We start from the raw sequence: 22257 nt of genomic DNA, 5'->3' as shown, positions 1-22257 counted from the left end.
TGACCGCGCTGCGGCCCGAGTCAGCAGACTGACGTCATACGGTGATGACGTGGGCCCGTTTCACGTACGAAGATGGCCGCATGTCAGAGATCCTCCACAACGGCAGCGCTTCCCGGCTGCCCCGCCAGGTGGCCGACCAGTACGTCGACGACCTCATCGTCCTCGATCCGATCACGGGCACCTACCTCGGTGTCGCCGAGAGCTCTTCCAAACTCCCGGACTTCTCCCCGGCCGGCCGCGCGGCCGTCGCCGAACTCGCCCGGACCACCCTCGCCCGCCTCGACGCCGCCGAGCGGCTGCCCGGCGCCGACAGCGATGCCGAGCGACGCTGCGCCCGTCTGCTGCGGGAGCGCCTGACCGCCGAACTCGCGGTCCACGAGGCCGACGAGGACCTGTGCGCGGTCAGCAACATCCACAGCCCGGTGCACTCCGTCCGCGAGGTCTTCACCCTGACCCCCTCCGAGACCGACGAGGACTGGGCGGCCATCGCCAAGCGGCTGCGCGCCGTACCCGCCGCCCTCGCCGGCTACCGCGAGAGCCTCGCCCTCGGCCTGGAGCGCGGCCTGTACGCCGGCCCCCGCGCCACCGCCACCATGATCGGCCAGCTCACCACCTGGGCCGGCCAGGAGGGCAACGAGCCCGCCTTCTTCGAGGACTTCGCCGCCGGCGGCCCCGACCCCCTGCGCGCCGCACTGGCCGCAGCGGCCGCCGCCGCGACCGCCACCGTCGTCGAACTGCGCGACTGGATGCGCGACGTGTACGCCCCGGCCGTCGAGGGCAAGCCGGACACCGTGGGCCGCGAGCGCTACGCCCGCTGGTCGCGCTACTTCAACGGCACCGATCTGGACCTGGACGAGGCGTACGCCTACGGCTGGTCGGAGTACCACCGCCTGCTCGCCGAGATGAAGGCGGAGGCGGCCAAGATCCTCCCCGGCGCCGGCCCCTGGGAGGCGCTGAAGCACCTGGACGAGCACGGCACCCACATCGAGGGCGTCGACCAGGTCCAGGCCTGGCTCCAGGGCATCATGGACGAGGCCATCGAGAACCTCGACGGCACCCACTTCGAACTCGCCGAGCGGGTCCGGAAGGTGGAGTCGCGGATCGCCCCGCCGGGCGGCGCCGCGGCCCCGTACTACACCTCCCCCTCGGAGGACTTCACCCGCCCGGGCCGCACCTGGCTGCCCACCATGGGTCAGACCCGCTTCCCGGTCTACGACCTGGTCTCCACCTGGTACCACGAGGGCGTTCCCGGCCACCACCTGCAGCTCGCGCAGTGGACGCACGTCGCCGACCAGCTCTCCCGCTACCAGGCCGGCGTCGGCCTCGTCAGCGCCAACGCCGAGGGCTGGGCGCTGTACGCGGAGCGGCTCATGGACGAGCTGGGCTACCTCAAGGACGCGGAGCAGCGCCTGGGTTACCTGGACTGCCAGATGATGCGCGCGGCGCGGGTCATCGTGGACATCGGCATGCACCTGGGCCTGGAGATCCCGGCGGACTCGCCGTTCCACCCGGGCGAGCGGTGGACGGTGGACCTGGCGCAGGAGTTCTTCGGCCTGCACAGCGGCCGGCCCGGGGACTTCGTCGAGAGCGAGCTGACCCGCTACCTGTCGATGCCGGGCCAGGCGATCGGGTACAAGCTGGGCGAGCGGGCCTGGCTGCTGGGCCGCGACAACGCGCGGGCCGCGCGCGGCGATGCCTTCGACCTGAAGGCCTGGCACATGGCGGCGCTGTCGCAGGGTTCGCTGGGTCTGGACGACCTGGTGGACGAGCTGTCCAAGCTCTGAGGGCACCGGAGCCCGCCGGAGACGGCGAACGGGCCGCTCATCTCCCGCTGGAGTGAGCGGCCCGTCCGCGCCGGCCTCGTGCGTCGCGTGCGCCACGTATACCTCGGGCGCCGCCCGGGCCGCGCACGGCTCGTAAGTCACACACCTCAGCAGCCGCAGTCGTCCGAGTCGGTGGGCGCGGTCAGCGGGTCGGCCTCCGGGCGCTGCCGGCTGCCCTCCCAGGTCTCGACCTCGAAGCCCTCGCGGATCCAGTACTCGATGCCGCCGAGCATCTCCTTGACCTGGAAGCCGAGTTCGGCCAGGGCCAGGGCGGAGCGGGTGCCGCCGTTGCAGCCGGGGCCCCAGCAGTACGTCACCACGGGCACGTTCTTGTCGAGGAGCCGCTCGGCCTGCTCGGGGATGAGGGCGGTGGGCAGGTGGATGGCGCCGGGCACGTGGGCCTGGTCCCAGGACGGGGTGGAGCGGGAGTCGATCAACTGGAAGCCGAGCTCGGCACCCTGCTCGCGGTGGGCCTTGAAGGCGGCGGCGACGTCCGAGACGTCCGCGTGGAAGGCCAGGCTGGCGCCGAAGTACGCGGCGGCCGCGGCCGGGGAGGCCGGGGGCACCCGGAGCACGGGGTTGGTGGCGGCGGGGGAAGTGGTGTTCTGCGTCGTCGTCATGACTGGAAATCTATGATTTGTTGATCAACCTCGGAAGTGGTTTTCCCCGGCCTTTTCCTTGTCCGACCGGGGAATCCCCTGCTAGACCTGGGCCATGACCGACTATTCCCCTGACGCCACGGACTGGCGGATCCTCGAAGCCCTCCAGCGGGACGGCCGTGCCAGCTTCACGGAGCTCGCCCGCTCCGTGTCCATGTCCGCGAGCGCCGTCACCGAGCGGGTCCGCCGGCTGGAGGAGGCCGGGATCATCACCGGCTACACGGCGGTGGTGGACCCGGAGAAGCTCGGCAAGACGATCCTCGCCCTGGTGCGGCTGCGCTATCCGCACGGCAACTACAAGCCGTTCCACGACCTCCTGGAGACCACCACCGAGATCCTGGAGGCCCACCACGTCACCGGCGACGACTGCTTCGTGCTCAAGGTCGCCGCCCGCTCGATGGGACACCTGGAGGAGGTCACGGGCCGCATCTCCGGACTCGGTTCGGTGACGACGAGCATCGTCTACTCGTCCCCGCTCCCTCGCAGGCCGCTCAGTCCGTGAGCGACGCCGTGCGGTGGCGCACCACGGAGCCGCCGCGTTGCTTGACGATCTCCAGCTGGGCCTGGACCCGGGTGCGCAGGTCGGCGACGTGGCTGACGATGCCGACGCTGCGGTCCCGCTCGCGCAGCGAGTCCAGTACGTCGAGCACCTCGTCCAGCGCCTGGTCATCGAGGCTGCCGAAGCCCTCGTCGATGAAGAGGGTGTCGAGGCGCATGCCGCCCGCCTCGTCGGTGACCACGTCGGCGAGGCCGAGCGCGAGCGCCAATGAGGCGAAGAAGGTCTCGCCGCCGGACAGCGTGGCGGTGTCCCGTTCGCTGCCGGTCCACGCGTCGACGACGTGCAGGCCGAGCCCGGAGCGCCCCCGTCCGCTCGCCCGCGCGTCGGAGTGCACCAGGGTGTAGCGGCCGCCGGACATGCGCAGCAGCCGTACGGTCGCAGCGGCGGCGACCTGTTCCAGGCGGGCGGCCAGCACATAGGCCTCGAGCCGCATCTTGCGTTCGTTGTCGGCGGAGGTGCCCGCGGTGAGTCCGGCGAGCCGGGCCACCCGGTCGTAGGCCTCGCGCAGCGGGCCCAGAGCGCGCAGTTCCTGCTCCGCCTGCCGGGAGAGCCGGTCGAGCTCCTCGCAGCGGACCCGGGCGGCGTCGAAGGCCGATCCCGCGGTACGAAGCTTCGCCGCGGCCTGCGCCGCGTACGCCTCGGCCTCCTCCGGTGCGGCCGGAGGCAGGGCTGCGGCCGCGGCGGTGTCGGTCTCGGCGAGGCGGTCCGCCAGCATGGCTTCTTCGGCCTGCCAGGCGTCCGACCGGTGTTGGAGCGCGGTGCGTTCGTACTCGGGCAGGACGGCGTCGGCCGCCTCCTCGATGGTGTCGAAGCCGGCCTTGAAGGCCGCGTCGGCGAGCTGGTCGTCGGCCTCCTTCAGCCGGGCGGCCGTGGTCTCCGCGCGGCGCAGCGCGGCGGCGGCCCCGGAGACGATCCGGACCCGGTCCTCCAGGGTGCGGGCGCGGGCGGCGACCGTGGGCGCCCCGTCCCGCACGAGGGCCAGCGCCGCCTCCAGCGAGGCCTGCTCCCGGTCCAGTGCCTCGCGGCGCGACGCCCTGGCGGCGGCCCGTGTCTCGGCGCCCTGCCAGTCGGCGCTGCGCGCGGCGTGCTCCCGTTCGGCGCGGTCGAGCTGCTCCCGGGCGGCGCGCCATCCGGCGGCCGCGGCATGTGCGGCGGCGTGCCCCGTACTCAGCTCCGAGGTCAGGGCGAGGAGTTCTTCGGTGGTGGCCTCCCCGGCGGCGACCGAGACCTCGGCGCGGGTCTCCCGGGCGGCGGCGAGCCTGCGCTCGACGGCGGCCCGGGCCTGCTCCGCCCGCTCGAAGAGGGCGTGGGCGGCGTCCTCGGCCGCGCGGTCCACGTGGCCGGCGGCCGGGCGGGCCGGAGCCGGGTGCTCCGCGGACCCGCACACCGTGCAGGCCTCCCCCGCCACCAGTGCCTCGGCCAGCTCGGCGGCGATCCCGCGCAGCCGGGCCTCCTTGAGCTCCAGCCAGCGTTCCCGGGCGGCGGCCGAATCGTCGCGCAGGACGAGCAGTTCGGCTGCGGCGCGCTCCTCCTCGGCGGCCAACTCGTCCCGTCGGCGGGCGGCGTTCAACTGCATCCTGGCCGGTTCCAGCCGACCCGCGAAGTGCTCCGCCTCGGTGGCGGCCTGCTGGGCGGCGTCCACCCGCTCCTGGAGCGCGGCCCGGGTCCCCTCCCAGCGCTCCAGCCACTCGGCGGACTCCAGGTGGGCCTCCTCGGCGGCCCGGGACTCCCGTTCCAGGTCGGCCCGTTCGCGGCCGATCTCGGCGCTGCGCTGCTCGTCCCGGCGGGCCGCCCCCAGCGCGCCCAGTGCCTCGCGCAGCTCCTGCTCGACGCCGGCCAGCTGTTCGGCACCCGCTTCCCTGAACATCGGCGGGAGTTCGGCCCGGGCGGCCGTCTCCGCGTGCGCGGCGGCCAGGTGCGCGGCCGAGGCCGCTCCGCGCAGCTCCAGCGCCGGGGCGACCAGGGCGCCGCGCCGGGCGCGGTCCAGGAGGGCGCGCACCCGCTCCCGCTCGGGCGCGGCCTCGGCGAGCAGGGCGGACCGGCGGGTGGTCTCCGCGTGGCGGCGCTGCAACCGGTCGAGCTCCCGGGCCTCCTCGGCGGCCCGCCGGGCGGCGGCGTGCCGGCCTTCGACGGCGGCCAGCGCGTATTCGGCGACGGTGCGCCGCTCGCGGGCGGCGCACCGGGCGACGGCGGCCCAGGCGCGGACGGCCTCGGCGAGCCCCGGGTCGCCCGGCTGGTGCCCCGGCATGGGCCAGGCCCGCAGGTCGGCGCCGTTCCCCGCGGCCTGGGCGAGCCGCTGGGCGGTGTGCAGCACCTTCTCGTCGCCGGCCCGGACCTTGGCCTCGGCGGCCCGTCGGCGCTCGCCGAGCAGGGTCTCGACCGCGGCGAAGCGGCGGGTGTCGAAGAGCCGTCCGAGCAGTCGGCCGCGCGCGGCCTCGTCGGCGCGCAGGAACTTGGCGAACTCCCCCTGCGGCAACAGCACCACCTGGCAGAACTGTTCGCGGCTCATGCCGAGGAGCTGTTCGATCTCCTCGCCGATCTCCTGGTGGGAACGGCTCAGCGGCTCCCAGCCCTCGCCCGTGTGCTCGCGCAGCCAACTCTGCGCCTTGTCCTTGGTCGTCCCCTTGCCGCGCTTCTTCGGCCGGTCCTGCTCCGGGCGCCGGGTGATCTCCAGGCGGCGCCCGCCCGCCGTGAGTTCGAGGGTGACCTCGGTCGGGGTCTCGGCGGAGGCGTGGTCGCTGCGCAGGCTGGTGCCGGGGGCCTGGCGGGGGCCGGGCACGGAGCCGTAGAGCGCGTAGCAGACGGCGTCGAGGACGGAGGTCTTGCCCGCGCCGGTGGGTCCGTGCAGCAGGAAGATCCCGGCGCCGGAGAGGGCGTCGAAGTCGATCTGCTGGGGCTCGGCGAAGGGACCGAAGGCGGTGACCGCCAGGCGGTGCAGCCTCATCGATGGGTCTCCTGGCGGCTGTCGTCGGTCCGTACGTCGTCGAAGGCGCTCCGCAGCACGGCCCGTTCGGCCTCGTCCGCGTGGCCGCCGCCGCGTACGTGGGAGACGAAGTCCTCGGCGATCTCCTGGTCGCTGCGGCCGCGCAGCCGCTGGGCGTACGAGGTGCCGGTCTCCTCCTCGCGGCCCTCGGGGTCGAAGGCGAGGCTGAGGGTGTGCGGGAAGCGGGCGACGAGCCGCGCCATGGGGTCGTCGGGCCGGACCGGGTCGGTCAGCGTCGCCTCGACCCAGGCGTCTTGGTGCACCGCGTACGCGGGCTCCTCCAGCAGCTCGTCCAGTCTCCCCCGCAACCGCGCGAGGGCCCGTGGCACGGGCGTGTCGATCCGCTCGGCGGCGACGATCTTCCCCTCCGCGCCCAGCTCGACCAGCCACATGGTCTTGCGGTGGTCGACTTCGGAGAAGGAGTAGGCGAGCGGGGAACCGGAGTAGCGGACCCGTTCGTTGATCGTCTGGCAGCCGTGCAGGTGGCCGAGCGCGGCGTAGTCCACCCCGTCGAAGACGGAGGCGGGCACGGCCTCGACCCCGCCCACGGTGATGTCGCGCTCGCTGTCGCTGGCCTGTCCGCCGGTGACGAAGGCGTGCGCGAGCACCACGGACCGGGTCCCGGCCGGTCGGGTGGCCAGGTCGGCACGGATCCGCTCCATCGCGGCACCCAGCACCGCCTCGTGGCTGACCTTGTCCGCGCCGAACTGGTCCTTGACCAGGGCCGGTTCCAGGTAAGGCAGCCCGTACAGCGCCACGTCACCGTGTACGTCGGCCAGCACCACGGGGTCGGCGCAGCCGGCCGGGTCGGTCCTGAGGTGGATCCCGGCCCGGTCGATCAGCCCGGCCCCGACCCCGAGGCGGCGGGCGGAGTCGTGGTTCCCGGAGATCATCACGGTGGGCACGCCGAGCTCGGCGAGCCGGTGCAGGGCCCGGTCGTACAGTTCGACGGCCGGCAGCGGGGGCACGGCCCGGTCGTAGATGTCACCGGCGACGAGGACGGCGTCGACCTCATGCGCGCGGACGGTCTCGACCAGGTGGTCGACGAAGGCCGCCTGGGCTCCGAGCAGGTTCACGCGGTGGAAGGACCGGCCGAGGTGCCAGTCGGAGGTGTGCAGGAACTTCACTCGTCGGTCCCGCCGCACATGCCGTGTCCCCCTGGTCGTCTCCCGCTCGCCGAACCCCTCTACGCTAACCCGTCCCCGGGGCGCTCAGGGCGCGTATGTCTCACCGCCGAGCGTGAGGGTGGCGCTGCCCGCCGTACTGTCGGCGAGCCATGCCTCGAAGCCGGGCAGGTCCGCCTCCGGCAGGGCGACCTCTATCTCCACCGCGGCCCCGTAGCGCAGGTCCACGACGGTCCGGCCGGTGGAGCGCAGGTCGTTCTGGGTCTTTCCGGCCCGCTGGTGGTCGACGGTGACGGTGGCCAGCCGGTAGCGCCGCCGGGTGACGGTGCCGAGCGCGTCGAGCGCCTCGCCGACGACTCCGCCGTACGCCCTGATCAGACCGCCCGCACCGAGCTTGACCCCGCCGTAGTAGCGGGTGACCACGGCGACCGCGTACCGGATGTCCCGGCGCGTGAGCATCTGCAGCATCGGCAAGCCGGCGGTGCCGCCGGGCTCGCCGTCGTCACTGGCCTTCTGCACGGAGGCGTCGGCGCCGATCACGTAGGCGAAGCAGTTGTGCGTGGCGGTGGGGTGCTCCTTGCGGATCCGCGCGACGAAGTCCTGCGCCTCCTGCTCGGTCGCGGCGGGCGCGAGCGAACACAGGAAGCGCGAGCGGTTGATCTCCGCCTCGTGCACGCCCTCGCGGGCCACCGTCACGTACTGGTCTGCCTTCACCTCTCCACCCTAATCCGTGGTTAAGAGCGGTCCGGCCGGAAGAGAACCGGGGGCTGTTCGAGGGCCAGGACTGTCACGTCTGTCTCCACCCAGGCTTTCGAGGCCTTCCCGTAGATCGGTGGACGGGTCCTGGCTCTGTTGGGTGTGGCGGTCGCATGGACGCCGAACGGATGCCTATCGTCAGCCGGGCACTTGATGCCTTCGGTTAGAAAGCGCGGCGTTCGGCGTTCTTACGGCCGCCACCACCAGCCGGTGCACTCGCTCGTTGATGTTCGTGGTGCGAGCCCGCCGCACGGTGACCTCTCGTAACGCCCGAGCCGCCTGAGCTCTCGCATAGACCGAGGCCCTTGGGGTGAGCTGGTGCCACGAACGGCTACTGAGGTGGCGGACCGACCCTCGCGTCGAGTCCTGGGATTAGGTCGCTGCGTGGTCCCGCATGAGCTCGTTACCAGAACGAACAGCAGAGCCTTGGGAGGGGAAAGATCTTGATCTACTGCGGTATCGACTGGGCGGAACGTACGCACGACGTCGCCCTGGTCGACGACAGCGGCCAGTTACTGGCCAAGCGGCACATCACAGATGACGCTGCCGGCTACAAAATCCTGCTGGATCTGCTCGCCGAGTACGGCGACACGGAGGAATCCCCGATCCCAGTTGCGATCGAGACGTCCCGCGGCCTGCTGGTCGCCGTGCTGCGGACCGGCAAGCGCCAGGTCTTCGCGATCAACCCGATGGCCGCTGCCCGATACCGAGACCGGCACTCCGTCTCCCGCAAGAAGTCCGACCCCGGCGACGCCCTCGTCCTTGCCAATGTGCTCCGCACCGACATGCACGCCCATCGGCCGCTTCCCCGGGACAGCGACCTGGCCCGAGCTGTCGCCGTCCTCGCACGGGCCCAGCAGGACGCCACCTGGAACCGCCAGCAGATCTCCAACCAGCTCCGATCCCTGCTGCGTGAGTACTACCCGGCCGCTCTCGCGGCCTTCGAACCTTGGAAGAACGGCCTCTGCCGCCCCGAGGCCCACCAGCTCCTCAAGCTGGCCCCGACGCCGACCAAGGCTGCTCACGTAACGCGAGCGCAGCTCCAGGCCGCGCTCAAGCGGGCCGGCCGGCAGCGGGGTATTACCGCCGAGGCCGAGCGGCTCCGCGAGGTCTTCCGAGCGGACTGGGCCCACCAGCCGCAGCTGGTCGAGGACGCACTGGGCAAGCAGATGCTCGCTCTCCTGGTCCAGCTGGAGGCGGCATGCACCGCAGCCGACAACCTCGCCGAAGCGGTCGAGGAAGCATTCCCTCAGCACCCTGACGCCGAGATCATCCTCAGCTTTCCCGGCCTCGGCATCCAGCTCGGCGCCCGGGTGCTCGCCGAGGTCGGTGACGACCGGCAGCGGTTCGCCGACGCCCGCGGCCTGAAGGCATACGCCGGTGCTTCGCCCATCACCAGGGCCTCGGGGAAGAAGTCGAGCATCACCCGACGCTGGGTGAAGAACGACCGTCTCAACCACGCTGGCTACCTCTGGGCGTTCTCCGCGATTACCGCCTCGCCCGGCGCCAAAGCCCACTACCGGCGGCGACGCGACGACCACGCAGACTGGCACGCCGCCGCCCAGCGCAACCTCTTCAACCGCATGATCGGCCAGCTCTACCACTGCCTCCAGCAGGACCAGCAGTATGACGAGGAGCTGGCCTTCCCAGCCCCACCTGCCGAGATGGGCACAGCGGCCGCCTAGCCAGAGGTTGCTTGCTGGTCCGGGGACCGCACCCAGGGGGCGAAGCGCTGATCCGGGTCTGCGTCCTCGCGCCAGTACCGCAGGACCGATTCCTGGACGACCTCGAACCGCTCGGCTGCGATCAGGCACGAGACCGGCTCCTGCCCGCCCGCGTCGGCCTCGAAGGCGACCACGACGGGCGGCCTTTCGCCGACCTGACGCGTGACTCTGAGGACCTCGTCCGCGGTCGGTGCACGGAAGATCGGATCGGAGAACATCGCCGGGCAGCAGACGAAGAACGGATCGCCGAAGACCAGTTCCAGGCCGTGGTGGTAAGCCAGGTCGTGGCTGGCAGCAAGCTTGAGCTGCCCGCTGTTCCAGGCGACCACGTCCCAGTCCCACCAGTTCCCTTCGGGGAGCTGGATCGCGGCATGCGTTCCTTCGATGTCCACCCGCGTCCCCCCTTGCTTGTTCGAACAGATCGACAGGCTACACAGCGGTTATGACCGGTCGCCTTGACGAGTTGGAGCCCTGAGGTGTCTACGGGGAATCCGACATGCGTCTTTTCCGTTGAGAAGTCGAACGAGGCAACGCTCGGAACAATCGGAGCAACAGGAGGCGGCACACGTGTACGGCGATCCGGCAACCATCCGCAAGATCCTCACCGAACTCGGCGACACCTGGGCCGTGGTGGGCCTGTCCAACAACCAGGACCGGGCGGCCTACGGGGTGGCCCGGGTGCTCAAGCAGTTCGGCAAGCGCGTGGTCCCCGTACATCCGAAGGCCGAGACGGTGCACGGGGAGCCGGGGTACGCCTCGCTGGAGGCCATCCCGTTCAAGGTGGACGTCGTGGACGTCTTCGTGAACAGCGCCCTGGCCGGGGAGGTCGCCGACTCCGCGGTCGCCGCCGGCGCGGATGCCGTCTGGTTCCAGCTGAACGTGGTCGACGAGGCGACCTTCGCCCGCACCCGTGAGGCCGGGCTGGACATGGTCATGGACCGCTGCCCGGCGATCGAGATCCCCGCCCTCTGATCCGCCCCGGGGGGCAGGGGCTGCGGGCGGATGGTCAGCGCTGCGGCCCATCCGCCCGGACCGGCCCGGCGGCGTGCGCGGGAGCCGGTACCGGAGCCGACACCGGCGGGATCGACACGGCGAGGGTCATCTCCAACGGCACGGAACCGTCGTTGCGGTAGGAGTGCGGGAGGTTGGCCTCGAACGTGGCCGCGGCCCCGGCCGGTACCCGGAACTCCCCCTCGCCGACCACCAGCGTCAGATCCCCCGCGGTGACGTGGAGCATCTCGATGGTGCCGGAGGGATGCGGGGCGGATTCCGTCCCCTCGCCGGGCACCAGGTGCCAGGTCCACAGCTCCATCGGCCCGCGCTCGTCGGTGCCGATGAGCATGGTCGTCGAGCTGCCCGCCTCACTCGACCAGAGCCGTACGGCCTGGTCGGGCAGCACGATCCGGACCTGCGGGCCCCGGTCGTAGTCGAGCAGCGTGGAGATGCTGATGCCGAGCGCGTCGGCCAGTTTCACCGTCGTGCCGACGCTCGGGTTCGTACGGGCCTGCTCGATCTGGATGATCATCCCCCGGCTGACCCCCGACCGGGTCGCCAGAGAGTCCAGGGTGAACCCGCGCTCGCCTCGCCAGCGCTTGAGGTTCCGGGCCAGTGCCTGGGTGAGCTGTTCGAGATCCGACACATTCCGTCCAATATTTTGGATGACACAGTCCAGTGGATTGAACTACCGTGCAGAGTGTTCGATGCTGCACCCCACCGTTCATCACACTGTACTGCGAGGCCCGCCATGACCGCCTTCTTCGCCTTGGCCACAGCCGTGCCGTGGGGTCTGGCCGACTTCGGCGGCGGCCTGCTGACCCGCCGGATACCGGCGCTCACGGTGGTCGTGGTCTCGCAGGTCGTCGCCGTCGCCGTGCTCGGCGCCGTGGTCCTCGGCACCGGCGCCTGGCGCGAGGCCGGCCCGCAGCTGTGGTTCGCGGTCGGCGCGGGGCTCGTCGGGCCGGTGGCCATGCTCAGCTTCTACAAGGCGCTCGCCCTCGGTCCCATGGGCGTGGTCTCCCCGCTCGGCTCCCTCGGCGTGGTCGTGCCCGTCACCGCGGGGCTGATGCTGGGCGAGCGGCCCGGCCCGGGCCAGTTCGCGGGGATCGCGGTGGCCGTCGTCGGCATCGTCCTCGCGGGCGGCCCGGAACTGCGCGGCGCCCCCGTCCAGCGTCAGGCCGTGGTCCTGACCCTGGTCGCGGCCTTCGGGTTCGGCGCGGTGATGGCGCTGATCGCGCAGGCCTCCACCACCATCACCGGGCTGTTCCTCGCGCTGTTCGTGCAGCGGGTCACCAATGTCGCCGTCGGCGGCACCGCCCTGTGGGCCCAGACCCGGCGCGGCACCCCGGCCCTGCCGGAGGGCGCCGGCCCGCGGATCCTGTGGGGGCTGCTGCCCGCGCTCGCCTTCGTCGGCCTCGCCAACGTCGCGGCGAACGGCACCTATTCCATCGCCGCCCAGAACGGCCCCGTCACGCTGGCCGCCGTACTCTCCTCGCTCTACCCGGTGATCACCGCGCTCGCCGCCTTCGCGGTACTCAAGGAACGACTGCGCACCGTACAGGCGGCGGGCGCCGGCCTCGCCCTCGCCGGAACGGTTCTCCTCGCGGCGGGCTGACCCACCACTACGACTGCTCGGCCTCCGCCAGTTGCGCCAAGCCGCGCAGCTGCTCCGGGGTCATCCCGTCCGGGATCGGCACCGGCGCCGGCGTGCGCAGCGGCGGCTGCCAGCCGGTCTCGGGCTGCCACCTGCGTACGATGCGCGCCGGCGCCCCCGCCACCACGGCATGGTCCGGCACCTCGCCCCGTACGACGGCACCCGCGGCCACGACGACGTTGCGGCCGAGCCGGGCGCCCGGCAGGATCACCGCGCCCGTGCCGAGCCAGCAGCCCGGGCCTATCTCCACCGGGGCGCTGCGCGGCCACTGCTTGCCCACGGGCTCGTGCGGATCGTCGTAGCTGTGGTTCGTGGACGTGATGTAGACCCCGGGACCGCAGAACGTGTTGGACCCGATGCCGATCCGGGCGTCGGCGATGACGTGGCTGCCCCGGCCGATGACGACCCCGTCGCCGAGCACCAGCATCGGCTCCGCGCCCAGGTCGAGGTCCGGCATCATCCCGGCGGTGAGGGTGACCTGCTCGCCGATGATGCAGTGCTCGCCGAGGCGGATCCACCGCTCGCCGAAGACCGTGCCCTGCGGGAAGGCGAGCCGCGTGCCGTGCCCGATCGCACCGAACCGCAGCCGCCCCGGGGTCTGCGCGGTGACCGCGCCGGCCTGCTGCATCCAGCGCCAGCCGGCGTGGACCGCGCGGTTCGCCAGCCGGCGTCGCAGGGCCGTCAGCGATGAGAACGTGTTCTGGTTCTTCGGCACCCGGCCACGGTAGTGCGCCGGACGGCGGTCGTCCGGGCCACGATCCTGTGATCTTCACCCCATCGCGGGTGCGGGCCCCGCGTGCCCTACGGTGCTGTGAGCGCGGCAGCGGCATCCGGAGAGACGAAGGAAGAGAACATGACGTACCAGGCGACCCAGGCACTCGTGGCGGGCGTCGGCGGCAAGAACCCCGACATCGACCCGACGGCCTTCACCGCGCCCACCTCGGTCGTGGTCGGCGACGTCACCCTCGCCGCCGGCGCGAGCATCTGGTACTCGGCGGTGCTGCGCGCCGACTGCGGCCCGATCACCCTCGGCGCGGACAGCAACGTTCAGGACAACTGCACCATCCACGTGGACCCGGGCTTCCCCGTGTCGATCGGCGAGCGCGTGTCCATCGGCCACAACGCGGTCGTCCACGGCTGCACGGTCGAGGACGACTGCCTGATCGGCATGGGCGCGACCGTCCTGAACGGCGCGGTGATCGGCGCGGGTTCCCTGGTCGCCGCCCAGGCGTTGGTCCCGCAGGGCATGGTGGTCCCGCCCGGTTCGCTGGTCGCGGGAGTGCCCGCCAAGGTGCGCCGCGAGCTGACCGAGGAGGAGCGCGAGCACATCAGGATCAACGCCCAGATGTACGTGGAGCTCGCCAAGCAGCACCGCGCCTCGGTGACCCCGGGCGCGTAGCGGGCCTCGGGGCCGGGTCAGTCGCGGGCGGCCGCAGGAGCGGGCGCCTCGGCCGGCCCGGCCGGCGCGGGCACGGAGACCGCCTGCGCCGCCTTCTTCATCCGGCTGCGCACCACCAGCGTGACCACGAGCCCGAACACCACGGCGAGCGCGAGCGCCGCCCAGGAGAACCGCTTCAGCCACGGCTCCGCGACGACCCCGACCGAGTAGATGACGGCCGTGGTGCCGCCGGCCCAGAGGATCCCGCCGAAGATGTTCGCGATCAGGAAGCGCCAGTACGGCATGTGCAGCACGCCCGCCAGCGGTCCGGCGAAGATCCGCAGCAGGGCCACGAACCGCCCGAAGAAGACGGCCCACATGCCCCACTTCTCGAAGGAGCGTTCCGCCACGGCCACGTGCTCGGGCCCGAAGTGCTTGGGGAAGCGCCGGCCCAGTTTCTCCAGCAGTGGCTTGCCGCCGCGGCGGCCGATCGCGTAGCCGATCGAGTCGCCGACGATCGCGCCGGTGGTCGCGCAGATGCCCAGCACCACCGGGTCGATGTCCCCGTGCTGGGAGGCCAGCAGGGCCGAGCTGACCAGGATGATCTCTCCGGGCAGCGGGATGCCGAGGCTCTCCAGTCCGATGACCAGACCCACCAGGAGATAGATGCTGACCGCCGGAATCGTCTCCAGCCATTCCTGGATGTGCACCGGTACGTCCTCCCGAGTCGTCGCCGGCGCGACCCCTGTGACACGCCGAACGCGCAGCCTATCGGCTCCTCACCACGACCTTCGCCCGCAGTGGCAGTTCACGGGAGGAACGACCGGCGAACACGACGCGCCGGCCGGAACCCAGCACCCAGGTCCGCTGCTCCGGATCCCATGACGACAGCGCCCGGGCGTCCACGTCGACGGTGACCCGCTGCGCCGCACCCGGCGCGAGGGTGAGCCGCCGGTAGCCGGCCAGTGCGCGCACCGGCTGGTCGAGCCTCAGCTCCGGGGACGGGCCGACGTACACCTGGGCCACCTCGGTGCCCTTGCGGCGGCCGGTGTTGCGGACGGTGAACTCCACGCGCAGGCCGCCGGCGTGCCCGTGAGCACCGCCCGGCGCGACGGTCAGCTTCTCGTACTGCCACGTGGTGTACGAGAGCCCGTGCCCGAAGGGGAACAGCGGGGCCACCTGCTGCGCGTCGTACCAGCGGTGGCCGACATGGACGCCCTCGGTGTACTCCTGCCGGCCGCCCACCCCCGGGTAGCGCACCGGGTCCCCGCCGACCGGGCCGACCTGCTCGTCGGCCGGGAAGGTCTGGGTGAGCCGGCCTCCCGGGTCCACGTCCCCGAAGAGGACGTCGGCGGTGGCGCCCGCGCCCTCCTGGCCCGGGTAGTACATCTGCAGCACCGCTCCGGTGTGCGGGAGCCACGGCATGGTCGTACCGGAGGAGGTGTTGAGGACGACGGCCGTGCGCGGGTTCGCGGCGGCGACGGCCTCGATCAGCCGGGCCTGTCCGCCCGGGAGCGCCAGGGAGGTGCGGTCGCTGCCCTCGGTGGCGTCCTCGTAGGCGAAGAGGACCACGCCGCGGGCCGCCTTCGCGATCCGTACCGCCTCGGCAAGATCGGCGGCGCGGGTCGCCTTCGTGGTGTGCCGGAGCCGGAAGCGCTGGCCCTTGGCCCCGCCGCGTGCGGTGACGGCGAGCCGGTGGGTGCCCGCCTTGAGGGCGAGGGTGCGGCGGCGGACGCTCATCCCGTCGGGCGCGGAGCCGAGCAGTCCGCCCGCATAGTGTTCGGCCACCCCCTGCCGCGGCGGGAACAGTTCCTCGCCGTCGAGGCGTACGCCCGGTCGCTGTCCGGTGTAGTGGACGAGCAGGGTCCACTCGTCGTCCTCGGCGAGGCGGAACTCGCCCTCGTGGCTCCAGCTCCGCCCGGCCTCCACGTTTCGGTCGTCCAGGTCGGCGGCCGGGGTGAGCAGCTTCGCGGGGAGCGGGCGTCCGTACAGGTCCTCGCCGAGGGCGTGGCGGACGGTGGCGCCGTTCCCGGCGCGCCGCTTGATGGCGGTGAGCGGGGCGGTCGCCCCGTCGGGGACCACGTGCGCGCTGCCGCCGCCCCCGACGAAGGGGACCTGGCCGGTGGGCCCGATCACCGCGATGGAGCGGGCGGCGGCGCCGGTCAGGGGCAGGGTGCCGTGCTCGTTGCGCAGCAGCACCGCGCCGGCGGTCGCCACCTTGCGGGCGAGGCGGGCCCCGGCCGCCGCGTCGCGCGCGGGGCGCGCGGCGGGCTTGGCCGCGAGCAGCCCGAAGCGGTCCATGGTGGTCAGGATCCGGTGCACGGCGAGGTCGACGAAGGCCTCCGGGACGGAGCCGCCGCGCACGGCCTGGCGCAAGGGGCCACCGAAGTGGGTGCCGCCGGGCATCTCCATGTCGAGCCCGGCGCCGATGGCGGCGACGGTGCTGTGGGTGGCGCCCCAGTCGGACATCACCCAGCCGTCGAACCCCCAGGTGCCGCGCAGCAGTTCGTCGAGCAGCGGCTTGTTCTCGCAGGCGTAGACCCCGTTGACCTTGTTGTACGCGCCCAGCACGGCGCCCGCGCCGGCGGCGACGGCGGCCTCGAAGCCCCGTAGCTCGGTCTCGTGCAGGGTCCGGTCGTCGGCGATCACGTCGACGGTGTCGCGGCCGCGCTCCTGGTTGTTGAGGGCGAAGTGCTTGACGGCGGCGATGAGCCCCTCGTCCTGGATCCCGCGGACGAGCTCGCCGACCAGGTCGGCGGTCAGCCGGGGGTCCTCGGCGAAGGTCTCGAAGTTCCGGCCCGCGTACGGGGTGCGGATGAGGTTGGCCATGGGCGACAGCAGTACGTCCTGGCCGAGCGCCCTGCCCTCGCGGCCGAGGACCCTGCCGTACTCGCGGGCCAGCGCGGGATCGAAGGCGGACGCCAGCATGACGGGCGCGGGCAGCGCGGTGGCGGGTTCGTCGACCCGTACGCCGGCGGGTCCGTCGGCGAGGCGCAGTGCGGGGATGCCCAGGCGGGGTACGCCGGGCACGTAGCCGGCCTGGCCGAGGGGGGCCGGGTCGCGGGCGCCGTGCAGCAGCGCGGTCTTCTCGTCGAGGGTGAGCCGCTCCAGCAGGGCGTCGATCCTGGCGGCGCCGCCGGGTTCCGCGGCGGGTGCGGCGGGTGCGGGCGAGGCCTTGCGGAGCCCCGCGCCCGGGGGCACGGTGGCCACGCAGCCGCCCGCTCCGAGGGACGAGCCGGCGGCGCCCACCGCGCCGAGCAGCCGCATCGCCGTACGTCTGGACACGGCCTCGCTCATGGGCGCTCCCTGCGGCTGGGCGCACCCCCGGGCGGAGCCCGGGGGTGGGTCGGCGGGAGCGGCCCGCGCCGGGCCGCTCCCCCGCCCACTGTGCGCCGGGCCCGGGCGGGCCCGGCCGAGACGCGCCACCGCGCCCGCCGAGGTTCAGCCCTGCGGCGGCGGAGGCAGGCTGTCGCGGCTGCGCCCGGGCTCGTCCCGGAGCTGCACCCGGGCCTCGGTGCGGTGCCCGCGCGCGATGTAGTCCCGTACGACGGCCTCCACGGCGTCCTGCGGCGACCCGACCCCGGCGAGGACCATCACCTCCACCACGAGCTCTGCGTCGAGGCTGATGTCCACCTTGGCCACGGGCACTCCCTCCGTCGTCTTGCGAGGGACTCTAGCGCCGGCGGGTGTACTACGCCGTGGTGTTGGGACGGAGCGTCCAGACGACGGTCATCTCGCCCGTCACGGCCTCGTCCTCGCGCTGGATGGCGATGGTCACCGGGAATTCGGGGCGGCCGCCCGCGTCGAGTTCGGCGATGACCTCCGCGGCCGGGCGGCCGAGGGTGGCGGTGGCGGTGACGACGCCCTTGGCGAGCTTCTTGTAGCCGATCTCGGCCTTCACCGCGAGGGGGACGGCGCGCGAGAGCTGGTCGCCGAAGGCGGCCAGGACGATGGCGCCGCTCGCCGACTCGGCGAGGGTGAACATGGCTCCGGCGTGCGGGCCGCCGACGTGGTTGTGGTAGTCGGGCTGGTCCGGGAGGCGAACGACCGCGCGCTCGGGGGTGGTCTCCAGGAACTGGAGGTTCAGGGTCCGGGCCATCGGCACGGTCGCGGCGAGCAGTTCGCCCACGTTCATCTGATCTGCGCTCATGAAAAGCAATGTTACCCGCGAGTAGGCGTGATTGGCCAGACCCCGGGCAGGGGGCGGCCGTGGCCCCTGCGGCCCGCTCCCACTATCGTTACCGGCCATGTGGCCAGGACAGCAGCAGCCGCCCGGGGGCGAACAGAACCCCCAGGGCGCGCAACAGAACCCGTACCAGCAGCAGCCGGGGCAGCCGAACCCGTATCAGCAGCAGCCCGGTTACGGATACCCGCAGCAGCCCGGGTACGAGCAGCCCCCGACCGTTCCCGGCCAGCACTGGGGCCCGCCTCAGCAGCCCGCACAGCCCCAGCGCGGCGGCGGGAGCCCCTACCAGACCAAGACGGTGGCCATCGTTTCCGCGGCCGCGGTCATCGTGGCGGCCGCGGCGACCGGTGCGTTCGTCCTCACGCGGGACGACAAGAAGACCGACGAGGCCGACAACAAGCCCGCCACCGCCTCCTCGGCGCCCGCCACCACCGAGCCGGCCCCGGCCGGCAGCAGCCCGAACCCGCGCGCCGGCGGCGAGCTCCAGCCGACCGTCCCCGGCTGGAAGGTCGTGGTCAACCCCAAGTACGGCACCGCCTTCGACGTCCCGCCGGAGTGGAACGTGCTGGGCGCCGGCATGTCCATCGGCTTCGGGGACGAGGAGAAGAACGACGGGTCCGCGGCCGTGATGATGTCGGGGCCCGCGTACCTCAAGGAAGACTGGTGCAAGGTCGACGCCGACAAGAACGGCAGCGAGGAGACCACCGCGCTGGCCGGCACCGGCAGCAAGGGCGGCCAGGGCGCCAAGGACACCGCCGAGGCCGTGCGCAACGAGGCCGGGAACTGGGCGTGGGCCGGATACGCGCAGAAGGCCCCGAAGGGCACCACCAAGGTCTCCGAGCCGAAGGAGTACACGACCGCCTCGGGACTCAAGGGCCACATGGCCACGGCGAGCGTGACCGGCGTGCCGAAGGCGAACAAGTGCTCCTCCGACGGCAAGTCCATCGCCTTCAGCTTCAAGACCGCCAACAATGACTTCTCCTCCTGGATCCTCTACAGCGCCGCGGGCGTCCCGGACGAGGTCAAGCAGGAAACGATGGAGAAGATCCTCAGCACGATCCGCCTGACCGCGAGCTGACCTTCCGCACCGCCGGCCCGGGCCGACAATCCGTTTGGATTCTCGGCCCGGGGCGGAGATAGTCCCGTAGTGAGTTCTCCCCGCGCCACCTCCTCGGACACGCCTGCCCGCCGCCGTCGGCCCGACTGGGCGGGCCGCAACTACACGTTGCTGACCAGCGCGGCGGTCGTCACGAACCTCGGCAGCCACGGAGCGCTCATCGCGGCCGCCTTCGCCGTGCAGGATGCGGGCGGAAGCGCCGGCGACCTCGGTCTGGTGGCCGCCGCCCGTACGTTGCCGCTCGTCCTCTTCCTCCTCATCGGCGGCGTGATCGCCGACCGGCTGCCCCGCCACCGCGTGATGGTCGCGGCCAACACCCTCAACTGCCTCTCGCAGGCCGCCTTCGCCGTCCTCGTCCTCACCGGGGACCCCCAGCTGTGGCAGATGATGCTGCTGACCGCCCTGTGCGGCACGGGCACGGCCTTCTTCAACCCGGCGGCCGAGGGCATGCTGCTGGCCACCGTCTCCGGCGAGCACTCCAACCGCGCCTTCGCGCTGTTCCGCATGGCGATGAACGGCGCCGGCATCGGCGGCGCGGCCCTCGGCGGGGCGATGATCGCCGTACTGGGCGCGGGCTGGGTCCTGGCCGTGGACGCGGCCGCCTTCGCGATCGCTGGGGCGCTGCGCGCCTTCCTCGACGTCGCCCCCACCGCCGACCGGGTCTCCCGGGGCGGCCTGCTGACCGATCTGCGCGAGGGCTGGGTGGAGGTCCGCACCCGCCCCTGGTTGTGGGGCATCGTGCTCCAGTTCTCCGTGGTCGTGGCCGTCGTCGGCGCCGCGGACGCGGTGTACGGTCCCCTGGTCGCCCGGGACGAGCTCGGCGGCCCGGCGCCGTGGGGACTGGCGCTGGCCTGCTTCGGGGTGGGGACCATCGCCGGAGCGTTCCTGATGATGGTGTGGAAGCCGCGCAGACTGCTGCTGGTCGGCACCCTGTGCGTGTTCCCGCTGGCGCTGCCGTCGGCCGGGCTGGCCGTGCCGGTGCCGGTGTGGGGGCTGTGCGTGCTGATGTTCGTGAGTGGTGCGGCCATCGAGGTGTTCGGCGTGAACTGGATGTCGGCCCTGCACCAGGAGATACCGGAGGAGAAGTTCTCCCGGGTGTCGGCCTACGACTGGTTCGGCTCGGTGTCGATGCTCCCCGTGGCCACCGCCCTGGCAGGACCGGCCGAAGCGGCCTTCGGCCGCACCGACGCCCTGTGGGGTTGCGCGACCCTGGTGGTCCTGGCCACCGCGCTGGTCCTCCTGATCCCGGACGTGCGCCGGCTGACACGCCGGGACCGCAAGATCTACGGGCCGCGCCCAGCCGCCGGGGCCCCGCCCCAGACCCCGCGCCTCAAACGCCGCCGAGGCTGAAATTGCGCACCGCACCCGGTTCCGCTGCGCGCACTCACAGACCGGCGTCGGCCACATCCGGCCCCGCCGGCGTTTGAGGCGCCGGGATCCGGGGCGGAGCCCCAGGACGCGGCGCGGCAGCCGACCGCTCACCCCAGGCTGAACGCACCCTCCGGCGGCTCCGGCGACGCCACCGCATCCACGTCGGCCACCGGCCGGGCCCCCCGCATGAACCGGGCCGTCCCGTCCCCGAACTCCACCCGCGCGGGAAACGCGTCGGCCGCGCACCGCCGGGCCAGCAGGGCCACGGGAAGCTCGGCATCCGACGCCAACAACACGGCGTTCCCGAACCGCCGCCCCCGCAACACCGCCGGCTCCGCGATCAGCGCCAGCTCCGCGAAGGCCTCGCCGAAGTTGGCCAGTTGGGCCCGCAGGAAGTCGAAGGGCGCCCCGTCGGCCAGGTTCGCCGCGTACAGCCCCCCGGGCCTCAGCACCCGCGCCGCCTCCCGCGCGTACTCCACGGAGGTCAGCTGCGCCGGTACCCGCGAGCCGCCGAACACATCGGCCACCACCACGTCCGCGCTCCGCGCCGGCGCCGCCTCCAGCCAGGCCCGCGCATCGGCGGCGTGCACCGTGACCCCGGCTCCCGCCGGCAGCGGCAGGTGCTCGGCGACCAGCTCCACCAGGCCCGCGTCGAACTCGACGACCGTCTGCCGGGAGCCCGCCCGGGTCGCCGCCGCGTAGCGCGGCAGGGTCAGCGCGCCGCCGCCGAGGTGCAGGAGGTCCAGCCCGAGGCCCGGCTCCGCCGCGCAGTCCAGGACGTGCGCGAGGCGGCGTACGTACTCGAATTCCAGGTGCAGCGGATCATCGAGGTCCACGTACGACTGCGGCGCCCCGTCGACGGTCAGCAGCCAGGCCCGCTCCCGGTCCACGTCCGGCATCAGTTTGGCGGTGCCCTGGCCCACTTTCCGGATCACCGGGATCTGTTCGTCGCTCACCTCACCATTGTCGGGCCGGGCTCAGCCCGTCCAGACCGCCGCCGCCTCGGCTGCGTGCTCGGCGGCCTGTGCCAGGCCCGCCCGAGCCGCCGGGTCGCGCCGGGCGGGGTCCAGTACGTTGCGCCCGAAGACCTTGCGGGCCGCCGCCGAGGGGGTGATCACCAACACCCGCGCCCCCGCCGCCCGCAGCCGCTGGGCCTGTGCGGCGGGTGAGGGGACGAGCCCGGAGCCGAGCGAGATCGGCGCGAGGATCACCACGCGTGCGTAGCCGCCCGCCAGGTCGGCGTTGGTGGCGGACCGGACGCCGCCGTCGATGAACCGCCGTCCGCCGACCGTCACCGGCGGCCACACGCCCGGCACCGCGCAGCTCGCCGAGACCGCGTCGACGAGCCCGGCGCCGCTCTCCTTGTCGAAGTCGGCGGGCTCTCCGGTGAGCGCGTCCACGGCGGTGACCACGAAGCGTCGCTCGGGCCATTCGTGGGAGACCAGCCGGGCGGCCAGCACCTCGCGCCGCGCCGCCTCCGCCCCCGTGTCGGCGGCCAGGGCCAGCTCGCCGACCCGCTGCCGGTAGGCGGTCGAGTTTCGCGAGCGCACCATCGCGAGGGCGTACCGCGCGATGACGCCCGCGCCCAGCTTCGCGGGCAGCTCGCCGGTGGCGGCGCCGAGCTGGCGCTCGTACAGCTCCTTCGGGGAGAGCAGTCCGGAGGTGAGCTGGGCGCCGACCACCGAACCGGCGGAGGTGCCGACGACGAGGTCGGCTGTGGTGAGGTCGACTCCCGCGCGGGCGAGCCCGTACAAGATCCCGCACTCCCAGCCGACGCCGGTCAGTCCTCCGCCGCCGAGCACCAGTGCCGTGTCGCCGCCCATCGCCGCCCACCCCTCCGCTCATGCCTGTGGTGACGGCAGTCTGCCGCAGCGGGTCCACCGTCACCACAGGGGGTCCGGTCGGCCGGGCCGGGTCACACCGGCCC

21 protein-coding genes are annotated in these 22257 nt (G+C 73.0%); 8 read left to right on the top strand and 13 right to left on the bottom strand.

Annotated elements, in window-relative coordinates:
* Positions 1 to 80: 80 nt before the first annotated feature.
* Entirely contained in the window at positions 81 to 1784 is a 1704-nt protein-coding gene (locus ACFV9H_RS27090; RefSeq protein WP_385402946.1) for a DUF885 domain-containing protein, read from the top strand.
* Positions 1785 to 1930: 146 nt separating this feature from the next.
* Here ACFV9H_RS27090 and ACFV9H_RS27085 read toward each other — a convergent pair whose 3' ends face one another.
* Positions 1931 to 2443, bottom strand: a complete 513-nt coding sequence (locus ACFV9H_RS27085; RefSeq protein WP_385402944.1) for a rhodanese-like domain-containing protein — start codon at positions 2441 to 2443, stop codon at positions 1931 to 1933.
* A 94-nt stretch (positions 2444 to 2537) separates the two neighbouring features.
* On the opposite strand from ACFV9H_RS27085, the gene ACFV9H_RS27080 reads away from it, so the two are divergent.
* The gene (locus ACFV9H_RS27080; RefSeq protein WP_385402941.1) at positions 2538 to 2984 is read left to right on the top strand and encodes an Lrp/AsnC family transcriptional regulator; all 447 of its coding nucleotides are present in this window, start codon (positions 2538 to 2540) and stop codon (positions 2982 to 2984) included.
* On the opposite strand, the gene ACFV9H_RS27075 is transcribed toward ACFV9H_RS27080, so the two are convergent.
* The 3 genes from ACFV9H_RS27075 to ACFV9H_RS27065 all read right to left on the bottom strand — a co-directional run bounded on the left by ACFV9H_RS27075 (position 2974) and on the right by ACFV9H_RS27065 (position 7862).
* Positions 2974 to 5985 carry an AAA family ATPase gene (locus ACFV9H_RS27075; RefSeq protein WP_385402938.1) on the bottom strand — a complete coding sequence of 1004 codons (3012 nt, stop codon included), beginning with the start codon at positions 5983 to 5985 and terminating at the stop codon, positions 2974 to 2976. The two genes, ACFV9H_RS27080 and ACFV9H_RS27075, sit on opposite strands and share 11 nt — an antisense overlap.
* Positions 5982 to 7151, bottom strand: coding sequence for an exonuclease SbcCD subunit D (locus ACFV9H_RS27070; RefSeq protein WP_385402936.1), 1170 nt, complete (start codon positions 7149 to 7151; stop codon positions 5982 to 5984). Before ACFV9H_RS27070 ends, ACFV9H_RS27075 begins: the two co-directional genes overlap by 4 nt.
* An 84-nt stretch (positions 7152 to 7235) precedes the next feature.
* Positions 7236 to 7862, bottom strand: coding sequence for a YigZ family protein (locus ACFV9H_RS27065; protein ID WP_385402934.1), 627 nt, complete (start codon positions 7860 to 7862; stop codon positions 7236 to 7238).
* A gap of 482 nt (positions 7863 to 8344) precedes the next feature.
* On the opposite strand from ACFV9H_RS27065, the gene ACFV9H_RS27060 reads away from it, so the two are divergent.
* Positions 8345 to 9589, top strand: a complete 1245-nt coding sequence (locus tag ACFV9H_RS27060) for an IS110 family transposase (RefSeq protein WP_385403041.1) — start codon at positions 8345 to 8347, stop codon at positions 9587 to 9589.
* Here the strand turns inward: ACFV9H_RS27060 and ACFV9H_RS27055 are convergent.
* Positions 9586 to 10020, bottom strand: a complete 435-nt coding sequence (locus ACFV9H_RS27055) for a hypothetical protein (RefSeq protein WP_385402931.1) — start codon at positions 10018 to 10020, stop codon at positions 9586 to 9588. The two genes, ACFV9H_RS27060 and ACFV9H_RS27055, sit on opposite strands and share 4 nt — an antisense overlap.
* A 175-nt stretch (positions 10021 to 10195) precedes the next feature.
* On the opposite strand from ACFV9H_RS27055, the gene ACFV9H_RS27050 reads away from it, so the two are divergent.
* Positions 10196 to 10600, top strand: coding sequence for a CoA-binding protein (locus ACFV9H_RS27050; RefSeq protein WP_385402928.1), 405 nt, complete (start codon positions 10196 to 10198; stop codon positions 10598 to 10600).
* Between the two features lie 34 nt (positions 10601 to 10634).
* Here the strand turns inward: ACFV9H_RS27050 and ACFV9H_RS27045 are convergent, their stop codons facing one another.
* Entirely contained in the window at positions 10635 to 11267 is a 633-nt protein-coding gene (locus ACFV9H_RS27045; RefSeq protein WP_385402926.1) for a helix-turn-helix domain-containing protein, read from the bottom strand.
* A 105-nt stretch (positions 11268 to 11372) separates the two neighbouring features.
* Between ACFV9H_RS27045 and ACFV9H_RS27040 the strand changes: the two genes are divergently transcribed.
* Positions 11373 to 12239 carry an EamA family transporter gene (locus ACFV9H_RS27040; protein ID WP_385402924.1) on the top strand — a complete coding sequence of 289 codons (867 nt, stop codon included), beginning with the start codon at positions 11373 to 11375 and terminating at the stop codon, positions 12237 to 12239.
* Positions 12240 to 12246: 7 nt separating this feature from the next.
* Here ACFV9H_RS27040 and ACFV9H_RS27035 read toward each other — a convergent pair whose 3' ends face one another.
* Positions 12247 to 12993: an acyltransferase gene (locus tag ACFV9H_RS27035; RefSeq protein WP_385402922.1), complete on the bottom strand. Its 747-nt coding sequence runs from the start codon at positions 12991 to 12993 to the stop codon at positions 12247 to 12249.
* 138 nt (positions 12994 to 13131) lie between these two features.
* On the opposite strand from ACFV9H_RS27035, the gene ACFV9H_RS27030 reads away from it, so the two are divergent.
* Complete coding sequence (locus tag ACFV9H_RS27030; protein ID WP_385402920.1) at positions 13132 to 13677, top strand: gamma carbonic anhydrase family protein; 546 nt, start codon at positions 13132 to 13134, stop codon at positions 13675 to 13677.
* Positions 13678 to 13694: 17 nt separating this feature from the next.
* On the opposite strand, the gene ACFV9H_RS27025 is transcribed toward ACFV9H_RS27030, so the two are convergent.
* From ACFV9H_RS27025 to ACFV9H_RS27010, 4 genes are all read right to left on the bottom strand, one after another.
* Entirely contained in the window at positions 13695 to 14366 is a 672-nt protein-coding gene (locus tag ACFV9H_RS27025; protein ID WP_385402918.1) for a DedA family protein, read from the bottom strand.
* Positions 14367 to 14424: 58 nt separating this feature from the next.
* Positions 14425 to 16953, bottom strand: coding sequence for a glycoside hydrolase family 3 C-terminal domain-containing protein (locus tag ACFV9H_RS27020; RefSeq protein ID WP_385402915.1), 2529 nt, complete (start codon positions 16951 to 16953; stop codon positions 14425 to 14427).
* A gap of 144 nt (positions 16954 to 17097) precedes the next feature.
* Positions 17098 to 17298, bottom strand: coding sequence for a DUF2191 domain-containing protein (locus tag ACFV9H_RS27015; RefSeq protein WP_385402913.1), 201 nt, complete (start codon positions 17296 to 17298; stop codon positions 17098 to 17100).
* 49 nt (positions 17299 to 17347) lie between these two features.
* Positions 17348 to 17806, bottom strand: a complete 459-nt coding sequence (locus ACFV9H_RS27010; protein WP_385402911.1) for a DUF4442 domain-containing protein — start codon at positions 17804 to 17806, stop codon at positions 17348 to 17350.
* A 97-nt stretch (positions 17807 to 17903) separates the two neighbouring features.
* Here ACFV9H_RS27010 and ACFV9H_RS27005 point away from each other — a divergent pair, with 97 nt between their 5' ends.
* Complete coding sequence (locus ACFV9H_RS27005; protein ID WP_385402908.1) at positions 17904 to 18920, top strand: hypothetical protein; 1017 nt, start codon at positions 17904 to 17906, stop codon at positions 18918 to 18920.
* Between the two features lie 69 nt (positions 18921 to 18989).
* Positions 18990 to 20309 carry an MFS transporter gene (locus ACFV9H_RS27000; protein ID WP_385402905.1) on the top strand — a complete coding sequence of 440 codons (1320 nt, stop codon included), beginning with the start codon at positions 18990 to 18992 and terminating at the stop codon, positions 20307 to 20309.
* Between the two features lie 128 nt (positions 20310 to 20437).
* Here ACFV9H_RS27000 and ACFV9H_RS26995 read toward each other — a convergent pair whose 3' ends face one another.
* Both ACFV9H_RS26995 and ACFV9H_RS26990 read right to left on the bottom strand, forming a co-directional pair.
* Complete coding sequence (locus ACFV9H_RS26995) at positions 20438 to 21229, bottom strand: spermidine synthase (RefSeq protein WP_385403038.1); 792 nt, start codon at positions 21227 to 21229, stop codon at positions 20438 to 20440.
* 78 nt (positions 21230 to 21307) lie between these two features.
* Positions 21308 to 22153: a patatin-like phospholipase family protein gene (locus tag ACFV9H_RS26990; RefSeq protein ID WP_385402903.1), complete on the bottom strand. Its 846-nt coding sequence runs from the start codon at positions 22151 to 22153 to the stop codon at positions 21308 to 21310.
* Between the last annotated feature and the right edge of the window lie 104 nt (positions 22154 to 22257).

The organism is Streptomyces sp. NPDC059874 (assembly GCF_042731135.1).
Lineage (GTDB): Bacteria > Actinomycetota > Actinomycetes > Streptomycetales > Streptomycetaceae > Streptomyces.
This window is presented reverse-complemented; position numbering and strand designations above follow the sequence as displayed.